Origin of the sequence: Komagataeibacter medellinensis NBRC 3288 (assembly GCF_000182745.2) — a bacterium.
GTDB classification, from domain to species: Bacteria; Pseudomonadota; Alphaproteobacteria; order Acetobacterales; family Acetobacteraceae; genus Komagataeibacter; species Komagataeibacter medellinensis.
On record NC_016027.1, the window covers coordinates 2,414,130 to 2,428,797 of the forward strand.

General features: G+C 61.4%; 17 protein-coding genes. 11 read left to right on the forward strand and 6 right to left on the reverse strand.

The genetic code is table 11. The annotated features are described in order from the left end of the window. The first annotated feature begins 31 nt into the window (after positions 1 to 31). From mlaD to GLX_RS11375, 6 genes are all read left to right on the forward strand, one after another. Positions 32 to 568, forward strand: coding sequence for an outer membrane lipid asymmetry maintenance protein MlaD (gene mlaD / locus GLX_RS11350; protein WP_014106094.1), 537 nt, complete (start codon positions 32 to 34; stop codon positions 566 to 568). Further along, positions 565 to 795 (forward strand): hypothetical protein, encoded by a 231-nt coding sequence (locus GLX_RS11355; RefSeq protein ID WP_014106095.1) that lies wholly within the window; start codon positions 565 to 567, stop codon positions 793 to 795. Before mlaD ends, GLX_RS11355 begins: the two co-directional genes overlap by 4 nt. Beyond that, on the forward strand, positions 792 to 1,403 hold the full coding sequence (locus GLX_RS11360) for a DUF2155 domain-containing protein (RefSeq protein WP_014106096.1): 612 nt from the start codon (positions 792 to 794) through the stop codon (positions 1,401 to 1,403). Before GLX_RS11355 ends, GLX_RS11360 begins: the two co-directional genes overlap by 4 nt. Before the next feature lie 96 nt (positions 1,404 to 1,499). Beyond that, a complete protein-coding gene (otsB, locus tag GLX_RS11365; RefSeq protein ID WP_014106097.1) occupies positions 1,500 to 2,255 on the forward strand; it encodes a trehalose-phosphatase in 756 nt (251 codons plus the stop codon). Beyond that, positions 2,243 to 3,595: an alpha,alpha-trehalose-phosphate synthase (UDP-forming) gene (locus GLX_RS11370; RefSeq protein ID WP_014106098.1), complete on the forward strand. Its 1,353-nt coding sequence runs from the start codon at positions 2,243 to 2,245 to the stop codon at positions 3,593 to 3,595. The genes otsB and GLX_RS11370 overlap by 13 nt, the downstream gene beginning before the upstream one ends. 5 nt (positions 3,596 to 3,600) lie before the next feature. Then, positions 3,601 to 4,110, forward strand: a complete 510-nt coding sequence (locus GLX_RS11375; protein ID WP_014106099.1) for a disulfide bond formation protein B — start codon at positions 3,601 to 3,603, stop codon at positions 4,108 to 4,110. On the opposite strand, the gene GLX_RS17395 is transcribed toward GLX_RS11375, so the two are convergent. Further along, positions 4,064 to 4,240, reverse strand: a complete 177-nt coding sequence (locus GLX_RS17395) for a DUF1328 domain-containing protein (protein ID WP_041247376.1) — start codon at positions 4,238 to 4,240, stop codon at positions 4,064 to 4,066. The two genes, GLX_RS11375 and GLX_RS17395, sit on opposite strands and share 47 nt — an antisense overlap. A gap of 129 nt (positions 4,241 to 4,369) precedes the next feature. Between GLX_RS17395 and GLX_RS11385 the strand changes: the two genes are divergently transcribed. The 4 genes from GLX_RS11385 (at position 4,370) to GLX_RS11395 (ending at position 8,661) form a co-directional block, all read left to right on the forward strand. After that, the gene (locus GLX_RS11385; protein WP_014106101.1) at positions 4,370 to 6,430 is read left to right on the forward strand and encodes an NAD(+) synthase; all 2,061 of its coding nucleotides are present in this window, start codon (positions 4,370 to 4,372) and stop codon (positions 6,428 to 6,430) included. A gap of 165 nt (positions 6,431 to 6,595) precedes the next feature. Next, a complete protein-coding gene (locus tag GLX_RS11390) occupies positions 6,596 to 8,020 on the forward strand; it encodes a hypothetical protein (protein WP_228391381.1) in 1,425 nt (474 codons plus the stop codon). Between the two features lie 32 nt (positions 8,021 to 8,052). Next, complete coding sequence (locus GLX_RS18190; protein WP_148268592.1) at positions 8,053 to 8,355, forward strand: hypothetical protein; 303 nt, start codon at positions 8,053 to 8,055, stop codon at positions 8,353 to 8,355. A gap of 36 nt (positions 8,356 to 8,391) precedes the next feature. Further along, the gene (locus tag GLX_RS11395) at positions 8,392 to 8,661 is read left to right on the forward strand and encodes an HU family DNA-binding protein (RefSeq protein WP_014106103.1); all 270 of its coding nucleotides are present in this window, start codon (positions 8,392 to 8,394) and stop codon (positions 8,659 to 8,661) included. 46 nt (positions 8,662 to 8,707) lie between these two features. Here GLX_RS11395 and GLX_RS11400 read toward each other — a convergent pair whose 3' ends face one another. From GLX_RS11400 to GLX_RS11410, 3 genes are read right to left on the reverse strand one after another with little or no spacing between them, the layout of a single operon-like run. After that, positions 8,708 to 9,295, reverse strand: coding sequence for a LutC/YkgG family protein (locus tag GLX_RS11400; RefSeq protein ID WP_014106104.1), 588 nt, complete (start codon positions 9,293 to 9,295; stop codon positions 8,708 to 8,710). Then, on the reverse strand, positions 9,292 to 10,701 hold the full coding sequence (locus GLX_RS11405; protein WP_014106105.1) for a lactate utilization protein B: 1,410 nt from the start codon (positions 10,699 to 10,701) through the stop codon (positions 9,292 to 9,294). The genes GLX_RS11400 and GLX_RS11405 overlap by 4 nt, the downstream gene beginning before the upstream one ends. Continuing rightward, the gene (locus tag GLX_RS11410; RefSeq protein ID WP_014106106.1) at positions 10,698 to 11,441 is read right to left on the reverse strand and encodes a (Fe-S)-binding protein; all 744 of its coding nucleotides are present in this window, start codon (positions 11,439 to 11,441) and stop codon (positions 10,698 to 10,700) included. The genes GLX_RS11405 and GLX_RS11410 overlap by 4 nt, the downstream gene beginning before the upstream one ends. Positions 11,442 to 11,547: 106 nt before the next feature. Between GLX_RS11410 and GLX_RS11415 the strand changes: the two genes are divergently transcribed. After that, positions 11,548 to 12,483: a LysR family transcriptional regulator gene (locus GLX_RS11415; protein ID WP_014106107.1), complete on the forward strand. Its 936-nt coding sequence runs from the start codon at positions 11,548 to 11,550 to the stop codon at positions 12,481 to 12,483. A 6-nt stretch (positions 12,484 to 12,489) separates the two neighbouring features. Here GLX_RS11415 and GLX_RS11420 read toward each other — a convergent pair whose 3' ends face one another. Together GLX_RS11420 and GLX_RS11425 are read right to left on the reverse strand one after the other, a co-directional pair. Next, the gene (locus GLX_RS11420) at positions 12,490 to 13,557 is read right to left on the reverse strand and encodes a zinc-binding metallopeptidase family protein (RefSeq protein ID WP_014106108.1); all 1,068 of its coding nucleotides are present in this window, start codon (positions 13,555 to 13,557) and stop codon (positions 12,490 to 12,492) included. After that, entirely contained in the window at positions 13,554 to 14,468 is a 915-nt protein-coding gene (locus GLX_RS11425; protein WP_014106109.1) for a transglutaminase family protein, read from the reverse strand. Before GLX_RS11425 ends, GLX_RS11420 begins: the two co-directional genes overlap by 4 nt. Positions 14,469 to 14,668 lie beyond the last annotated feature (200 nt).

The following is a 14,668-nucleotide window of genomic DNA, read 5'->3' on the forward strand; positions in this document are numbered from 1 at the left end:
CGCCATTGGACATTGGGGAAGCATTGTCACCATGGTTGCTGCTGTTTCAGGGCGCGCGGGCCACCAGCCAGCGGAACTCCTTGCCGGTTTTGCCGTGCTGGCCGTGCTGGCCGGCATGCTGGCCTATGCCGTGCTGGACAAAGGCCGCACGCACGAGACCGGCTACCGGCTGAATGCGGGCTTTGCCCATATCGATGGCCTGTCTACCGGTTCCGATGTGCGGCTGGCCGGCATTACGGTGGGCCATGTGGTGGATGAACGGGTCGATCCCAAAACCTATGCCGCACAGGTCACCTTCACGGTGCGCCCCGACATAAAGCTGCCCGATGATACGGCGGCCATCATTACCAGCGACAGCCTGCTGGGGGGTAAATACATCGCCCTCTCACCCGGTGGGGATGAAAAGATGCTCGCCCCCGGCGGCACGATCGGCCAGACGCAGGGGGCCATCAGCCTTGAACAGCTGCTCAGCAAATTCATCTTCTCCGTGACCGATACCCTGACCAAGAACCGGCAGGACAAGGCGGCGCAGGCCCCTGCTCCCCCCGCCGGGGATGTCGCACCATGAACCATGATGGACATGATGGCGTGACAATGCCTGAAATCTGGCCGCAGCCCGATGGTACCCCGGTCTCATGCCGTGACAAGCTGCTGGTACTGCGTGAAAACCATGCCGAACTACAGGGTATCCTGCGCGATGCGTTTGAGGATGCGATCATAATGGGTGTGGATGAGGCGGCGATGCGCCAGATCCTGCATGGCCTTGTGGATGGCCTGCGGAGCCCGAAGGCATGAGGCGCACCGTATTCCCATGCCTGCCTGCCCTTGTGCTTGCTGTCCTTCCCGGTGCGGCTGCCGCCGCCGACTGGCTGGCGCCACCGGCCATGTACGCGCCCGATATGTGGCAGGGCCGCAGCATTGCCGTAGTGCGGGTGCTGGACAAGCTTGATGCCCATGTGCAGCTGGTCGAGATTCCGGTGGGGCAGGATGTGCCCTACAAGAGCCTGACGCTGCATGCCGCCTCCTGCCTCCAGCGCCCGGCCACGCTGGCGGCCGATAGTGTGGCATGGCTGGAAGTTCATGATGCGCATGAGGGCATGGCCGCCTTTCAGGGCTGGATGGCGATTGCCGAACCGGCCACGGGCGTGTTCCAGAACCCGCTTTATGATGTGCAGCTTGCCAGCTGTGCGGGCGATATGGTGGCCCCCATCCCGCCGCCACTGGCGGCAAGCCAGGCCCCCAGCGCTGCCCAGGCCGCGTCTCCCATGCCAGATGGCACTGTGGCGCCCGCCGCAGGTACGCCCGATACGCCGCCGCCCGTGGCGCCTGTTGCGCGCCCGCTCTCGCCGCCGCTGCCAGCCAATCCGGCAGACGAAGGGGCAGCCCCGCTGATGCTGCATTAGAAAATAGTTTAGTTTTTATCGTATCAATGCTGCAAGCCTGTCCGGCGCGGTTCCGGGCTTGCGTATTCCCCAGCTTTACCAGAGGCTAGAACAATCATGAGCAAGATACCTTCCCTTCCTTCGCTCGATCAGCTGCCTCCGCCCGCTCGTGCGGCGTTCCTGCTGGATTTTGATGGTACGCTGGTTGATATCGCACCCACGCCTGAATCCGTGGTCGTTGCCCCCGGTCTGATCGATACGCTGAAGCGTCTGCGGGAAAAATGCGGGAATGCGTTGGCCGTCATATCCGGTCGGCCGATCGAGCAGATCGATCATTTCCTGCCCGGCGTGCCCTATGCGGTGGCGGGCGAACATGGCATCGCCATCCGCCACGCTCCGGGTCAGCCCGTTGAACGGGCCGACCTGCCACCCGTGCCCCAGACCTGGCTGGAACAGGCCGACAGGCTGGCGCAGGCTCATCCGGGCATGCGCGTCGAGCGCAAGAAGGCTGGCCTTGTGCTGCATTACCGTGGCGCACCCGATGCGGGGGAAGCGCTGGGCCAGATCGCGGATGAATGGGTGTCGGCCACCGGCGGCGCGTTCCATGTGCAGGCGGCCAAGATGGCGTGGGAAATCCGTCCTGCCGGCATAGACAAAGGCCATGCGGTGGAAGTGCTCATGCAGGCAGCGCCTTTTGCAGGCCGGTCCCCGATTTTCGTGGGCGATGACGTGACGGATGAGGATGGCATCCGCATGGCGGTGCATCTGGGGGGAGTAGGCTTTCGCATTCCCGCCAATTTCCCCGATCCTGCTTCCTTTCGTGGGTGGCTTGCCCAACTGGCACAGGGGGGCAATAACGCATGGGGCGGCTGATTATTGTCTCAAACCGGGTTCCTTCGCCGCGTGAGCGCAGCCAGCCGGCCGGTGGCCTGGCTGTAGGCCTGAAGGATGCATTGCGCGAGGGGGAATCCTTGTGGTTCGGCTGGTCGGGCAAGCAGGTGCAACTGCATGGTGGTGACCCTGTGCCCCGGCTGGACCAGATTGATAACGTAACCTATGCCACCATCGACCTGACGCCGCTGCAGTATGAGGGGTTCTACCAGAACTTTTCCAACGGCATCCTGTGGCCGCTGTTTCACTACCGTGTCGGGCTGATGAACTACTCCCGCACGGACTGGGAGACCTATTTGGCGGTCAACGCCATGTTTGCCCGCACGCTGTTGCCGCTGCTGCGGCCTGACGACGTGATATGGGTGCACGACTACCACCTGTTCCCGCTGGGCCAGGCGTTGCGTGACCTCGGTGTGACATGCCGGATCGGCTTCTTCCTGCATATTCCGTTCCCGCCATGGAGTCTGGTGCGCTCTCTGCCGGGTGCCGAACTGCTGCTGGAAGACATGCAGAGCTACGACCTTGTCGGCGTGCAGACGCCGGAAGATGCCGCGAACCTGAATCATTCACTTGAAGCCAACGGCCTGCCCGCGCGTGGCCAGGCATTCCCCATCGGGATCGACCCTGATGAGTTCCGCGCACAGGCGGAAAAAAGCATGGAAGGTTCTGAGGTCGAGCGGCTGGAAGGCAGCCTGCGCGGGGCGAAGCTGGTGCTGGGCGTGGACCGGCTGGACTATTCCAAGGGCCTACCTGAGCGTTTCCGTGGCTATGAAGCGCTTCTGGCGCGCTACCCCGAGCATCGGGGCAAGGTTACATTCCTGCAGGTGGCCCCCATCTCGCGCGGTAGTGTCGAAGAATACCGTCAGCTGCGCCGCCAGCTTGATGAACTGACCGGGCGCATCAACGGCGCTTATTCCGAATTTGACTGGACCCCAATCCGCTATATCACCCGCCCGCTCCCGCGCGAAGTGCTGGCCGGTTTCTACCGCCGGGCGGAGGCCGCCCTCATTACCCCGCTGCGCGATGGTATGAACCTTGTGGCCAAGGAATATGTCGCAGCCCAGGACCCTGCCAATCCCGGTGTGCTGATCCTGTCGCATTTTGCCGGTGCCGCGCCGGAAATGGATGAGGGCATTCTGGTCAACCCATATGACCCCGATGAGATTGCCGATGCCCTGCATGCGGCCCTGACCATGGGGCTGGCGGAACGGCGCACGCGCTGGCAGGTGCTTGAGCGGGAGGTCAGCAGCACGACAGCCGTAAGCTGGGCGGCCGATTTCCTGAACGCGCTTGAAGCGGCCCCCGTCGCGGACCGGTCCTGAGCACCATGCGACAGACTGCCGTGTTAATGGTGGTGGCCGGTGCGGCTGCTCTTGGGGTTGCGTGGTGGAGTGAATACGTGCTGGGCCATGTGCCCTGCGGGTTGTGCCTGTGGGAGCGCTGGCCCTACCGTATTGTGGCGGTGCTGGGGCTTCTGGCCGCCTTCCTGCCGCGTGATGGCGCACGCAGTGTGCTGGTGCTGTGCATACCGGTGCTGGCGGTGGCGGTAGGCCTTGGGTTTGTTCATGTGGGGGTGGAGCAGGGATGGTGGGCCAGCCCGCTGCCTGAATGCCGGGCCCCCGTCTTCCATGGTGGCAGTTTCGCACAGCGTCTGGCCGCAATGCCAGCGCGCCCGGCCAAGCCGTGTGACGCGCCGACCTACCTTGTGCCCGGTGTGCCGCTATCCATGGCGGCACTGGGCAGTCTTTACGCAGGGGTGCTGATTTTCATCGTGCGGCGCGGCACGCAGGTCAGGACAAGGTTCCGCGGCCGCGGCCGAAAATCAATCCAAGGATGAATAGCACGATGAAGATAAAGAACAGGATCTTGCCAAAGTAGGCAAAGGTATCGGAAATACCGCTGAAGCCAAAGACCGCGGCGATCAGGGCCAGGACAAGGAATGTGATGGTCCAGCGTAACAGGTCCATGATTCGGTTTCCTTCAGAGGGTTTGTTATGACAGACGGGGGCATGCCATCCGTCCCATAACAATGCGCCAGAGCGTTCCCGGTTCATCCGGGATGGTTATTTTGGCAAAAGCGGTGCAGGGGTGCGGATATGACGGCAGGCAGGGGTACGGCAGGTTTTCATGGTTTGTACCAGCATGGTTTTGCGCGCGTGGCCGCCTGCACCCTGCCCGTGGTGCTGGCCGATCCGATGGAAAACGCCCGCCGCATTCATGAAGGCATCGTGGCCTGTCATCAGGCGGGCGCGGTGCTGGCGGTGTTTCCCGAACTCGGCCTATCGGGCTATGCGATTGAGGACCTGCGCCAGCAGGACGTGCTGCTTGACCGGGTGACGGAAGCGACGGTGTGGCTGGCTCGGCAGACGGCGGGCCTGCTGCCGCTGGTGCTGGTTGGCGCCCCCGTGGTGTGGGAAGGGGCGCTGTACAACTGCGCCATCGCCCTGCATGATGGGCGGGTTGTCGGTGTCATACCCAAATCCTACCTACCCAATTATCGTGAATTCTATGAAGCCCGTCAGTTCACCGCAGGGGCCGGGCTACGGGGCGGGCATGTCACGCTGGCGGGCCATACGGTGCCATTTGGCACCGACCTGCTGTTCCATGCCCCCGATGTGCCCGGCCTGGTGATGGCCGCCGAACTGTGTGAGGACATGTGGGTGCCTCAGCCCCCGGCGGTCCATGCCGCCCTTGCAGGGGCCACGGTCATTGCCAATCTGTCCGCCAGTAATATCACGGTCGGCAAGGCCCGCACGCGTACGCTGCTGTGCCAGTCCCTGTCCGCCCGCTGTCTGTGCGCCTATATCTATGCTGCCGCCGGGGAAGGTGAATCCACCACCGACGTGGCATGGGACGGGCAGACCTCAATCTTTGAAAATGGAGCGACACTGGCGCAGAGTGAGCGCTTTCCCACCGGTCTGGTCACGCTGCTGGCGGATGTGGATCTGGACCTGCTGCGCCAGGAACGGCTGCGTATGGGCACCTTTGCCGATAACCGCGCCCATGCGGCGGGGCAGGACTGGCGGCGCATCGACCTGGTCCTGGTGCCACCCGCCACGGATCTTGGTCTGCGGCGCGCCATTCCCCGCTTTCCCTTCGTGCCAAGTGATGCGGCGCTTCTGGATCAGGATTGTTACGAGGCCTTTACCATTCAGGTTACGGCTCTCAAGCGCCGCGTGCTGGCATCGCGCGCAAAGACGCTGGTGATCGGGGTATCGGGTGGGCTGGATTCCACGCATGCCCTGCTGGTCGCGGCCCGGGCAGCCGATGAATGTGGACTGGGGCGACAGGCGGTGCTGGGCTACACCATGCCTGGTTTTGGCACAAGCAGCGGTACACGCGACAATGCGCATGAACTCATGGCCGCCCTTGGTGTGCAGGCGCGCGAGATCGATATCCGCCCGGCAGCACGTCTCATGCTGGAACAGATGGGCCACCCCTTTGCCAGGGGGGAGGCGGTGTATGATGTCACGTTCGAGAACGTGCAGGCGGGGCTGCGCACTGATTTCCTGTTCCGTCTGGCCAATCAGTCCGGCGGGATCGTGATCGGCACGGGCGACCTGTCGGAACTGGCGCTGGGGTGGTGCACCTATGGCGTGGGTGATCAGATGGCGCATTACAATGTTAATGCCGGCCTGCCCAAGACGCTGATTCAGCATCTGATTCGCTGGGTCATGGCCCATGGGCGGGAGACGGCGCGGACCTGCACCGTGCTGGATGCCATCCTTGCCACCGAGATCTCGCCCGAACTGGTGCCTGCCACGGCCGCGCAGGCGGTACAGAGCACTGAATCACTTATCGGTCCTTACGCACTGCATGATTTCACGCTGTTTCATGTGCTGCGTTACGGATTCCGTCCCTCCAAGATCGCCTTTATGGCGCTGCACGCATGGGGGGATGCCACGCGGGGGGACTGGCCCCCGGGATTCCCCGATGCAGGCAGGAAAGCCTATACGCTGGCGGAAATCCGGCATTGGCTGGGGGCTTTCCTCAACCGTTTCTTTGGCTTCAGCCAGTTCAAGCGTTCGGCCATGCCCAACGGGCCAAAGGTGCTGGCTGGTGGCGCGCTCTCGCCACGCGGCGACTGGCGCGCGCCGTCGGATGGCAATGCCCGAATCTGGATAGAGGAACTGGAAAGCCGCGTTCCGTCAAATTAAACCAATTCAGGTCTGATTCTGAATTTCTTAACCCCTTCCTGACAATTACGGTCCTGAAAGCTTCCCGGCTCGCGCTGCGGTCACGACAGCATGGGCGGTAGCACATCAGCGGCGCGGTGGGGCGGCATGCACCAGACCCCCAGCGTGTATGAAGGAATGGAATGCATGATGGGAAACGTGACCGTAACCGGGGCCACAGGGCTGACGCTTGATGTCAATCCAGATAGCAGTGACATCATACTGGCGCTGAAGGATGTGGGGGAAGAAGCCGCGCTGAGCCAGCTGGGCCAGTTTGCCATGGACGAGAACGTCGCCAGCACGGAGCTTGTCTCCCTTAAGGGAAATTTCGGTGATAGCGGCTTTCAGGCAGCGCGCCTTCTGGGCCTTGCCGGGATCGATTATGGTATGGATGATGCGGCGGCGGCCCAGTTGCAGGAAGTCACTTCCGGGGGCAGCTATGATGTGACGGGCAGCGCGGTCGAGATCGGCAGTACCACGTCTTCCGTGCTGGACCAGCAGCTTTTCCTTTACGGGGGCAGCAGCGCCACCACTGTCATTGATGGCGATGCCGGGACGGTGGACTACCATGCCGGTACCGGCAGCGTGGATTATGATGCGGCTGGGGGTAACACGCTGTTCTTTAGCGGCAAGCCCAGCGATGACGTACATCTTATGGCCGGTTCGGACACTGTCTATGCCTTTGACAGCACGCCCACGGTCACGGGTGACTGGGCAGCCGCGAACAGCACGACCCCCCTCTTCAATAGTGGGGGTATAACCCTGACCGCCGTTGATGGCGAGGTGATGCAGGATGTCAGCCATTCCACCATCAATGCCTTCATCAACACCACATTTTTTGAAGATGAGGGTGCCCAGGTCAACACCATCCAAAGCGGCGAGGCAGATACCATCAATGGCGATGGCGCGCTGGCGGTAGAGTCGGTCAGCGGCAGTTCCATTACTGCCGATAGTAGCCTGAGTGTGACCGGGGGCAGCGGGGACACCATCTCCGCCAGCACGTCTACCCTGCTGTCTGGTGTGGATACCAGCACCATCTCGGTCAGTGTGTCGGGCACACTGCAGTTCCTTGATGGGGCCAATGGTATTGTCGATACCGTGACTGGTGGCAATGCCACCATCTTTGGCACTGCGGGTCTGGACCTGAGTGCGAATACATCTGGCGCTACCACCTATTATGCTAGCAATGGTAACGAAACGCTTGATGGTGGCCTGTCCACCGGCAAACTGTACGCCGTAGCAGGCAGCGGGAACGACACGCTGGTAGGCGGCAGCGGGCAGGATACGCTTCAGGCCGGAATGGGTGATGACCTGCTCAAGGCCAGTAGCGGCACGACGGAGTTCGATTTCATCAAGGGCAAGGATGGCGGCAACGACCTGATCCAGGATTTTGGTAAGTCGGCGGCCAATGTTGTCAAGCTGTCCGGCTTTGACGCGACTCCGGCTACCATTCAGTCCATGCTGGATAACGCCACCATTGCCGGGGGCAATACGATGGTAAGCCTGGGTGACAGTACCAAGATCACCTTTGTCGGTGTGACGGACCTGAAGGTACAGAATTTCAAAAGCTGACGGCAATGATCCGGGAGTACCGGGCAGGCCGGATGGCATTTGTTCATGCGTGTGCAGGCGATTCTGCTGCTGGCTGCCAGCGCCTGATATTACGGCATAATGTTTTTATTTCGGAAAGATTCGATATCGATATGGTTTTTCCCTGTCGGGTAGTGTTGTCTACCCGCACGGGTGTTTTGGTCAGGAATGCCGTTCTTGCTGATGACAACAGCATGAATTTTCATGTGATAACAAAAAATTTCTGGTCTAACCCTGATCAGCGGGTTACAAGCCGCGTCCATCCCGCCCGGAGCATGCCGGCAGGTCCTTCCTATGCGGGTAATGGAGATTTTTGAGAGTCGTTTTTAGCCAGCAGGGAGCAGGGCGTTCCGATGAGTAAAGCCTTCATTGCAGCCGTTATACAGGATTCGATTGATTGTACCGGCGTTGCTGCCAATCAGGCTGCTTCTGACCTGATTCAGGCGATTGTCAAGGAACTCAAGCGTGAGGGTGGTTTCACGCTGCCCTCATTCGGCACGTTCACAGTCAAGAAAACCAAGGCCCGCAAGGCGCTCAATCCGCGCACGGGCGAACCGGTCAAGGTCAAGGCTGGCAAGACGGTACGCTTTAAGGCAAGTCCCAATCTCAAGAAGGCGGTCTGATCCCGCAGGCCACCCCGCCATTATACAGGCGGGGTGTCCCATCCGGTCAGGTAAACCAGACCGAGAGCGAGCGCACGCCCTGCGCGCCACGGATCAGTACGCCCTGGATATCAGCCGTGGCGGAGGGGCCGCTCATCAGCACACCATAATTGGCAGAGCGGAATTCCGGCCGCTGCTGATAGGCGGTGTGCATGTTGGCCGTTAGTTCACTGGCCGCCAGCAACACCACGATATGCTGCCCCAGATGCGCGAATGAATTGATCGGCAACTGAGCCTCGCTCAGGAAAATGGACCCCATTTCCGCAATGCCGAAGGGCGCGCGCACCACGGTCACGTCAATCATGGCCGCGTCCTGCGGGGTTCTAATCTTCTCCACCGGCAGCGTGCCACGGGCTTCGGGCACGTTGGAGCAGATGACCTTCGCATCGGGGTGGCGGCGTGCGATGGCTTCATCCAGCGTTTCGCCGGGTGTTGCCGGCTCCAGCACGTCACCGCCCAGTATCTTCAGGCTGGTGATGAAGCGTTCCCTGCTGGCATCCATGTCTCCCAGGGTTGCGACTGGTGGCAGGGGATGGTTTTCAGGCGTGGGACGGTTGGCGCGCAGCGCCTGCAGGATCTCGTCGCGTGAGCTCATTTCTTGGCCTCCGGTGCGTCATCTTTACCGGGCTTGCGGTTCTTGCGGTACCAGTCATTGAAGGTCTGCTTGACTGGATGGGGGTTTTCGCGGTGCTTGCCCCATGGGTTCAGCCAGTTATACAGCACGAAGCGCGGCATGGTGCTGAGCGAGACTTCGGTCGCCTTGATGGCGGCGCGGTACAGTTTGGGCTGGCCCATCAGCTTGCCCGCCATGTGCATGATCTCACGTTTGACGAAGGGCATTTCGTGGTGCTGCACCAGCACGCGGCGCCACTTGTACAGCTGCTCGTGAATGTTGATCTTGACCGGGCAGACATTGGTGCAGCTTCCGTTCAGCGTGGAGGCATAGGGAAGCGTGCTGTATTTGCGCTCGTTAAAGGTTGGGTCAATGATTGCGCCGATCGGGCCAGAATAGACGGCACCGTAGGACAGTCCGCCGGAGCGGCGGTAGACGGGGCAGGTGTTCATGCATGCGCCACAGCGGATGCATTTGAGCGATGTCCAGAAATCTTCCATGCCAAGGCGTGCGGAACGACCGTTATCGACCAGCACGACATGCATCTCGCCACCCTTCTGCGGGCCACGGAAATGGGTGGTGTACTGCGTAATGGGCGAACCTAGCGCACTGCGTGAAAGCAGGCGGACGAACACGCCAAGATCGGCCATGCGCGGTACTAGCCGCTCGATGCCGATGGTGGCGATATGCAGGTTGGGCACCGTGGCACTCAGGTCGGCATTGCCTTCATTGGTGCACACGACAAACGTGCCGGTCTCCGCCACTACGAAGTTGCCGCCCGTCATGCCCGAATCGGCACCCAGTATGACCGGGCGGGCTGCCTGGCGCTGGGCCTCGGCCAGCAGGTGCGGGTCGCGGATATTGGGGTCGGTGTTGTAATCCTTGGCGAATATCCTGGCCACGTCCGATGTCAGCTTGTGCACAGCCGGCACCACGATATGGCTGGGCAACTGGTCATCAAGCTGCTGGATGCGCTCGCCCAGATCCGTTTCGGTAACGCGCACGCCCTGTTTTTCAAGATAGGGCCGCATGTCACACTCCTCGGTGACCATGGACTTGCTCTTGATCAGGTTGTGCGCGTTATGAGCCTTCAGGATCTCGCTCACGATGCGGTTGTGCTCCGCCCCATCGCGTGCCCAATGGACGTGGATGCCGTTTTTCTTCGCGTTTTCCTCGAACTGCTCAAGGTATTCGGGCAGGCGGGAGAGCGTGTGTTCCTTGATGCGGGATGCTTCCTCGCGCAGTTCCTGCCATTCGGGCAGGATGTGCATCTGGCCATCGCGCTTCTGGCGCATGTCCCACAGGCGTTCGTCATGGAACTGCAGGTGGGGCTTGTCTTCAAGGAAGTGTTCCGCCGCCCGGGCGTGATTGACCGGCCTGTCACTCATTGGGCTGCTCCGTTCAGGATCTGCGCGATATGGATGAAGCGGATGGGTACGCCCGCGCGCTCGGCGCAGCCCTGCTGGTGCATGACGCATGAGGAATCGGCCGAGACGATATATTCCGCCCCCGCCTGATGGTGGTCACGTACCTTGTCCACGCCCATCTGCGCGGATACGGCTTCTTCCGTAACCGAGAAGGTGCCCCCAAACCCGCAGCACTCATCGGGCCGCTTGGGGGTGACAAAGCGGATACCCTTGACCTTGCTCAGTAGGTCCATCGGTTTGGAGAAGGGCTTCTCCCCCAGTTCGGACATGCTGGCCGTGCGTAGCGCGCGCAGTGTGCCGCAGCTGTTGTGCAGGCCCACGGTGTGGTTGAACTCCGCCCACGGGAAGGCATCGACCTTCAGCACGTCATGGAGGAACTCCACCAGTTCAAAGGTGTTCTCGCGCACGTGGCGGACTTCATCCGTCTGCTCGATGGCATCAAAATTGTCGCGCACATGGTGCGTGCAACTGCCCGAAGGCATGACGATCTTGTCGTATTTGGCAAAGTTACGAACAAACAGGGCTTCCGCCGCTGCCGCGTCCGAATTGCAGCCGGAATTGCCCATGGGCTGGCCGCAGCAGGTCTGGTCCAGCGGATATTCTACATCCTGCCCCAGTTTTTCCAGCAGTTCCAGCGTGGCAATTCCCGCCTCGGGGTAGAATGCGTCGATATAACACGGAATGAACAGACCGATTTTCATTGTTTGGCACTCATCCTCAGCACGATTGGCGCGAAACGTGGCGCATGCTATGTTATTTCGTCAAATATATATTGAAAGGCCGTCCCATATATAATTTATATGTGGCATGGATCTAAGGCATTTACGTTATTTTGTGGCTGTTGCCGAGAACGGAAGCTTTACGCGTGCTGCAGAGCAGCTAGGCATAGAACAGCCACCTCTGAGCCAGCAGATCAAGCATCTGGAGAATGAACTGGGCGTTCTGCTGTTCCAACGCCTGACGCGCGGGGTGCGGCTTACGGATGTGGGGCTGGTGCTGTTGGATCAGGCGCGTGCCCTGCTGGGCATGCAGCAGCAGTTCATGGCCACTGCCCACGGTCTGGCACGCGGCGAGAAGGGGCATATCCGCGTGGGGCTGGCGGGGGCGGTGTCCCTCTTGCCCATGATCCCGCTAACTGTGCGGCGCTTCCGTGAAGTCTGGCCCGATGTCACCATCTATCTGGAGGAAAGCAACACTCCCGCCCTGCGCAAGGCCCTGCATGACCGCGCTATTGATATCGCCATCGTCCGCCCCCCGGTGCCCGATGGTGCGGGGCTTCTTGTCTCCCCCCTGTTGGAAGAGGAGACGGTGGTGGCCCTGCCCAAGGGGCATCCGCTGGCAATCCGGCCGCATCTGGAACTGGAAATGCTGGCGGATGAACCCTTCATCATCTTCCCCCGCGAACTGGGGCCGGGTTTTCATGATGCGATCCTGTCGGCATGCCAGAATGCCGGCTTTACCCCACGCATGGGCCAACAGGCGCCGCAGATCGCCTCCACCGTACCGCTGGTGGCGGCAGGGCTCGGGGTCTCGGTCGTGCCCCGTTCGCTCCACCAGATCCATTCGGGCGGCGTGACCTATCATTCGCTGGGGATCAAGGCGCCACGCGCGGAACTGGCCATTGCCATGCGTGCAGGCCAGCATGTGCCGTTGCTGACCAATTTCATTTCCACGCTACGGGCGTGCTGTCGCACCATGCATGATACCGCCGTATCCGTCGCCCCGGATGGGACGGAGGACTGATCCCCCTCAGTCCACGCGGCTGGCGCGGACCAGGTCGTGGATGAAGGACAGCTTGCGCAGGATTTCAGGCGTGAGCACAAAGGGATAGAAATCGGGTAGTCCCATGGAGCGGTTGAGACTGTTGACCGCATAGGTCAGCGGCAGCCAGCCCTGTGTGATCTCGTCAAAGGACATTTCCGTATACGGGTCGCGCTGGATGCTGGTGCTCAGAGGCGGGGCGTGCGCGCCTGCCGCATCAATGGAGATGCGATAGGCCCATGCGGTTTCAAGTGTCGAGATGATGTGCAGGTAATGTGCCCATGTCTCGGCAAAGTCCTCCCACGGGTGGGACGTCGCATAGTGGCTGACATAATGGCCACGCCAGTCGGGGCCGGGGGGGGCGTTGTAATGGGCCTGTAGGCTTGCGGCATAGTCCTGCCGGTCATCGCCAAACACCGCGCGGCAGGCTTCCAGCCGCACGGGGCCTGCGTCGCGGATCAGGACGTTCCAGTAGTAATGCCCGATTTCATGGCGGAAATGGCCAAGCAGGGTACGGTAGTATTCCCCCATTTCCTGGCGCATCTTCTCGCGCTGGGCATCATCCGTCTCGTTCATGGCGATGGTGATGATGCCATTCATGTGGCCGGTCATGGCGGGTGTGCCATCGGGCAGGCGGTCAAGGAAGTCGAAGGCCAGGCCGTTGGCCGGGTCCTGGTGCCGGTTGTACATGGGCAGGCCAAGTCGCAGCAGGGTATAGAACAGCCGGTGCTTGGCCACTTCCAGCTTCTGCCACCGTGCCATGTTGCCCGACACCGACAGGTTGGGGATGGTGCGGTTGAAGCTGCACGCAATGCAGTAGGCCTGTCCCGGTTCGGCCAGCCAGTTACACGCGCTATGGGCATTGTTGGCGCACAGGGCGCGGGGAGCATGATGGGTACCTGCGCCCAGAGGCCGCCACAGCCCGTCTCCCATGGCATCGAGCGCATAGAGTTCAGTATCGTGTGGCAGGTAGCCCAGCGTATGGCCGCAGCGTTCACAGGTCGTATTCTCAAAAAACAGGACCTGTTCGCATGACTGGCAGAAAAACAGTTTCATAATGAGATACGGGCTTGCCGCTGGAGTGGCAGGACCTGACTGCCAGCAGGTAGGGGGAAGGTTTCCATCACCGCCTCGAATGTGGCGACGCACTGGTCAAGCAGCCCACTTACGGGAGCGGCCTGATGGGGGGTGGCCGCCACGGCCAGTGGCACATGGCCCTGGGCCGCCAGCAGGCCCGATGTGGTATCGAGTCCGATCCATCCCGCGCCGGGCAGGTAGGCCTGCACCCAGGCATGCAGTTCAGCGCCGTACTGTCCCGGCGCATCGGGGCGTGGCTGGAACAGGTAGCCCGACACGAAGCGCGCGGCGAGACCCAGCCTGCGCAGCACTGCGATCAGCAGCCATGCACTGTCACGGCACGACCCTGCGCCATTACGCAGGGTTTCCTCCGGTGACCACACGCCCGCCTCCAGCCGGATGCGGTAGGCGATGCGGGTGGCGATGGCGCGTGTCAGTTCCACCAGTATTTCCAGAGCGGGGCGCGGCCCGGTAGCGCGCCATCGTGCCACCAGCGCATCGAGCAGCGGGGTCGGTGTATCGGGCGGGCAGGCGGGTTGCCGGTAAGGTGCCGGTGCGTGGTCCTTGAATGTCTCCGCTCCGGCCGGCCACAGGCGCGCGGATGGGGCGATGGTGAAGTGGAAGGGGTTGGTTGGCGTCTGGTCCGTGGCGAGGCGGACGGTAATGTCGAAATGCGTGACCCGTTCGGCAAAGGTGATGCGGGCAATGCGGTTGCCAAATGCATCATGGTCCCATGTGCAGTTGTGCTGCGCGGGAGCGATGTCCATGCTGTAGGAAATCATGCTGGCACAGCCGGGCAGGGGGTGCAGGCGAATGGTCTGGGGGCCAAGGTGCACGGGCCGGTCGTAGTGGTAACGTGTTTGATGGACCAGCATGGCATGCGTGTTCATGAAATCTTGAGCCCCGTAAAACAGTCCCGCATGCCTGCCATCGAGACCCGACGATGGTACGGTTCGGACATGGTTGTCGTGTGCCTGCCCCACGCTATCAGGATTGGCGGAGGCAGCAATATCGTATTTTTCAGCGATTTGGAGCCGAAAGGGAAGGTTGTGCAAGATTCGTTCTTGGCAAGAGACGATTTTCTTGCTCC

What these genes read in the sequence shown, in the direction of transcription:
- GLX_RS11370 (WP_014106098.1), top strand. Translation starts at nt 2,243, where the DNA reads ATGGGGCGGCTGATTATTGTCTCAAACCGGGTTCCTTCGCCGCGTGAG.
- GLX_RS11420 (WP_014106108.1), bottom strand. Translation starts at nt 13,557, where the DNA reads ATGAAACTGTTTTTCTGCCAGTCATGCGAACAGGTCCTGTTTTTTGAG.
- GLX_RS11400 (WP_014106104.1), bottom strand. Translation starts at nt 9,295, where the DNA reads ATGAGCTCACGCGACGAGATCCTGCAGGCGCTGCGCGCCAACCGTCCC.
- GLX_RS11355 (WP_014106095.1), top strand. Translation starts at nt 565, where the DNA reads ATGAACCATGATGGACATGATGGCGTGACAATGCCTGAAATCTGGCCG.
- GLX_RS11395 (WP_014106103.1), top strand. Translation starts at nt 8,392, where the DNA reads ATGAGTAAAGCCTTCATTGCAGCCGTTATACAGGATTCGATTGATTGT.
- GLX_RS11415 (WP_014106107.1), top strand. Translation starts at nt 11,548, where the DNA reads ATGGATCTAAGGCATTTACGTTATTTTGTGGCTGTTGCCGAGAACGGA.
- GLX_RS11390 (WP_228391381.1), top strand. Translation starts at nt 6,596, where the DNA reads ATGATGGGAAACGTGACCGTAACCGGGGCCACAGGGCTGACGCTTGAT.
- GLX_RS11410 (WP_014106106.1), bottom strand. Translation starts at nt 11,441, where the DNA reads ATGAAAATCGGTCTGTTCATTCCGTGTTATATCGACGCATTCTACCCC.
- GLX_RS11385 (WP_014106101.1), top strand. Translation starts at nt 4,370, where the DNA reads ATGACGGCAGGCAGGGGTACGGCAGGTTTTCATGGTTTGTACCAGCAT.
- GLX_RS17395 (WP_041247376.1), bottom strand. Translation starts at nt 4,240, where the DNA reads ATGGACCTGTTACGCTGGACCATCACATTCCTTGTCCTGGCCCTGATC.
- GLX_RS11360 (WP_014106096.1), top strand. Translation starts at nt 792, where the DNA reads ATGAGGCGCACCGTATTCCCATGCCTGCCTGCCCTTGTGCTTGCTGTC.
- GLX_RS11375 (WP_014106099.1), top strand. Translation starts at nt 3,601, where the DNA reads ATGCGACAGACTGCCGTGTTAATGGTGGTGGCCGGTGCGGCTGCTCTT.
- GLX_RS11405 (WP_014106105.1), bottom strand. Translation starts at nt 10,701, where the DNA reads ATGAGTGACAGGCCGGTCAATCACGCCCGGGCGGCGGAACACTTCCTT.
- mlaD (WP_014106094.1), top strand. Translation starts at nt 32, where the DNA reads ATGGTTGCTGCTGTTTCAGGGCGCGCGGGCCACCAGCCAGCGGAACTC.
- GLX_RS11425 (WP_014106109.1), bottom strand. Translation starts at nt 14,468, where the DNA reads ATGAACACGCATGCCATGCTGGTCCATCAAACACGTTACCACTACGAC.
- otsB (WP_014106097.1), top strand. Translation starts at nt 1,500, where the DNA reads ATGAGCAAGATACCTTCCCTTCCTTCGCTCGATCAGCTGCCTCCGCCC.
- GLX_RS18190 (WP_148268592.1), top strand. Translation starts at nt 8,053, where the DNA reads ATGGCATTTGTTCATGCGTGTGCAGGCGATTCTGCTGCTGGCTGCCAG.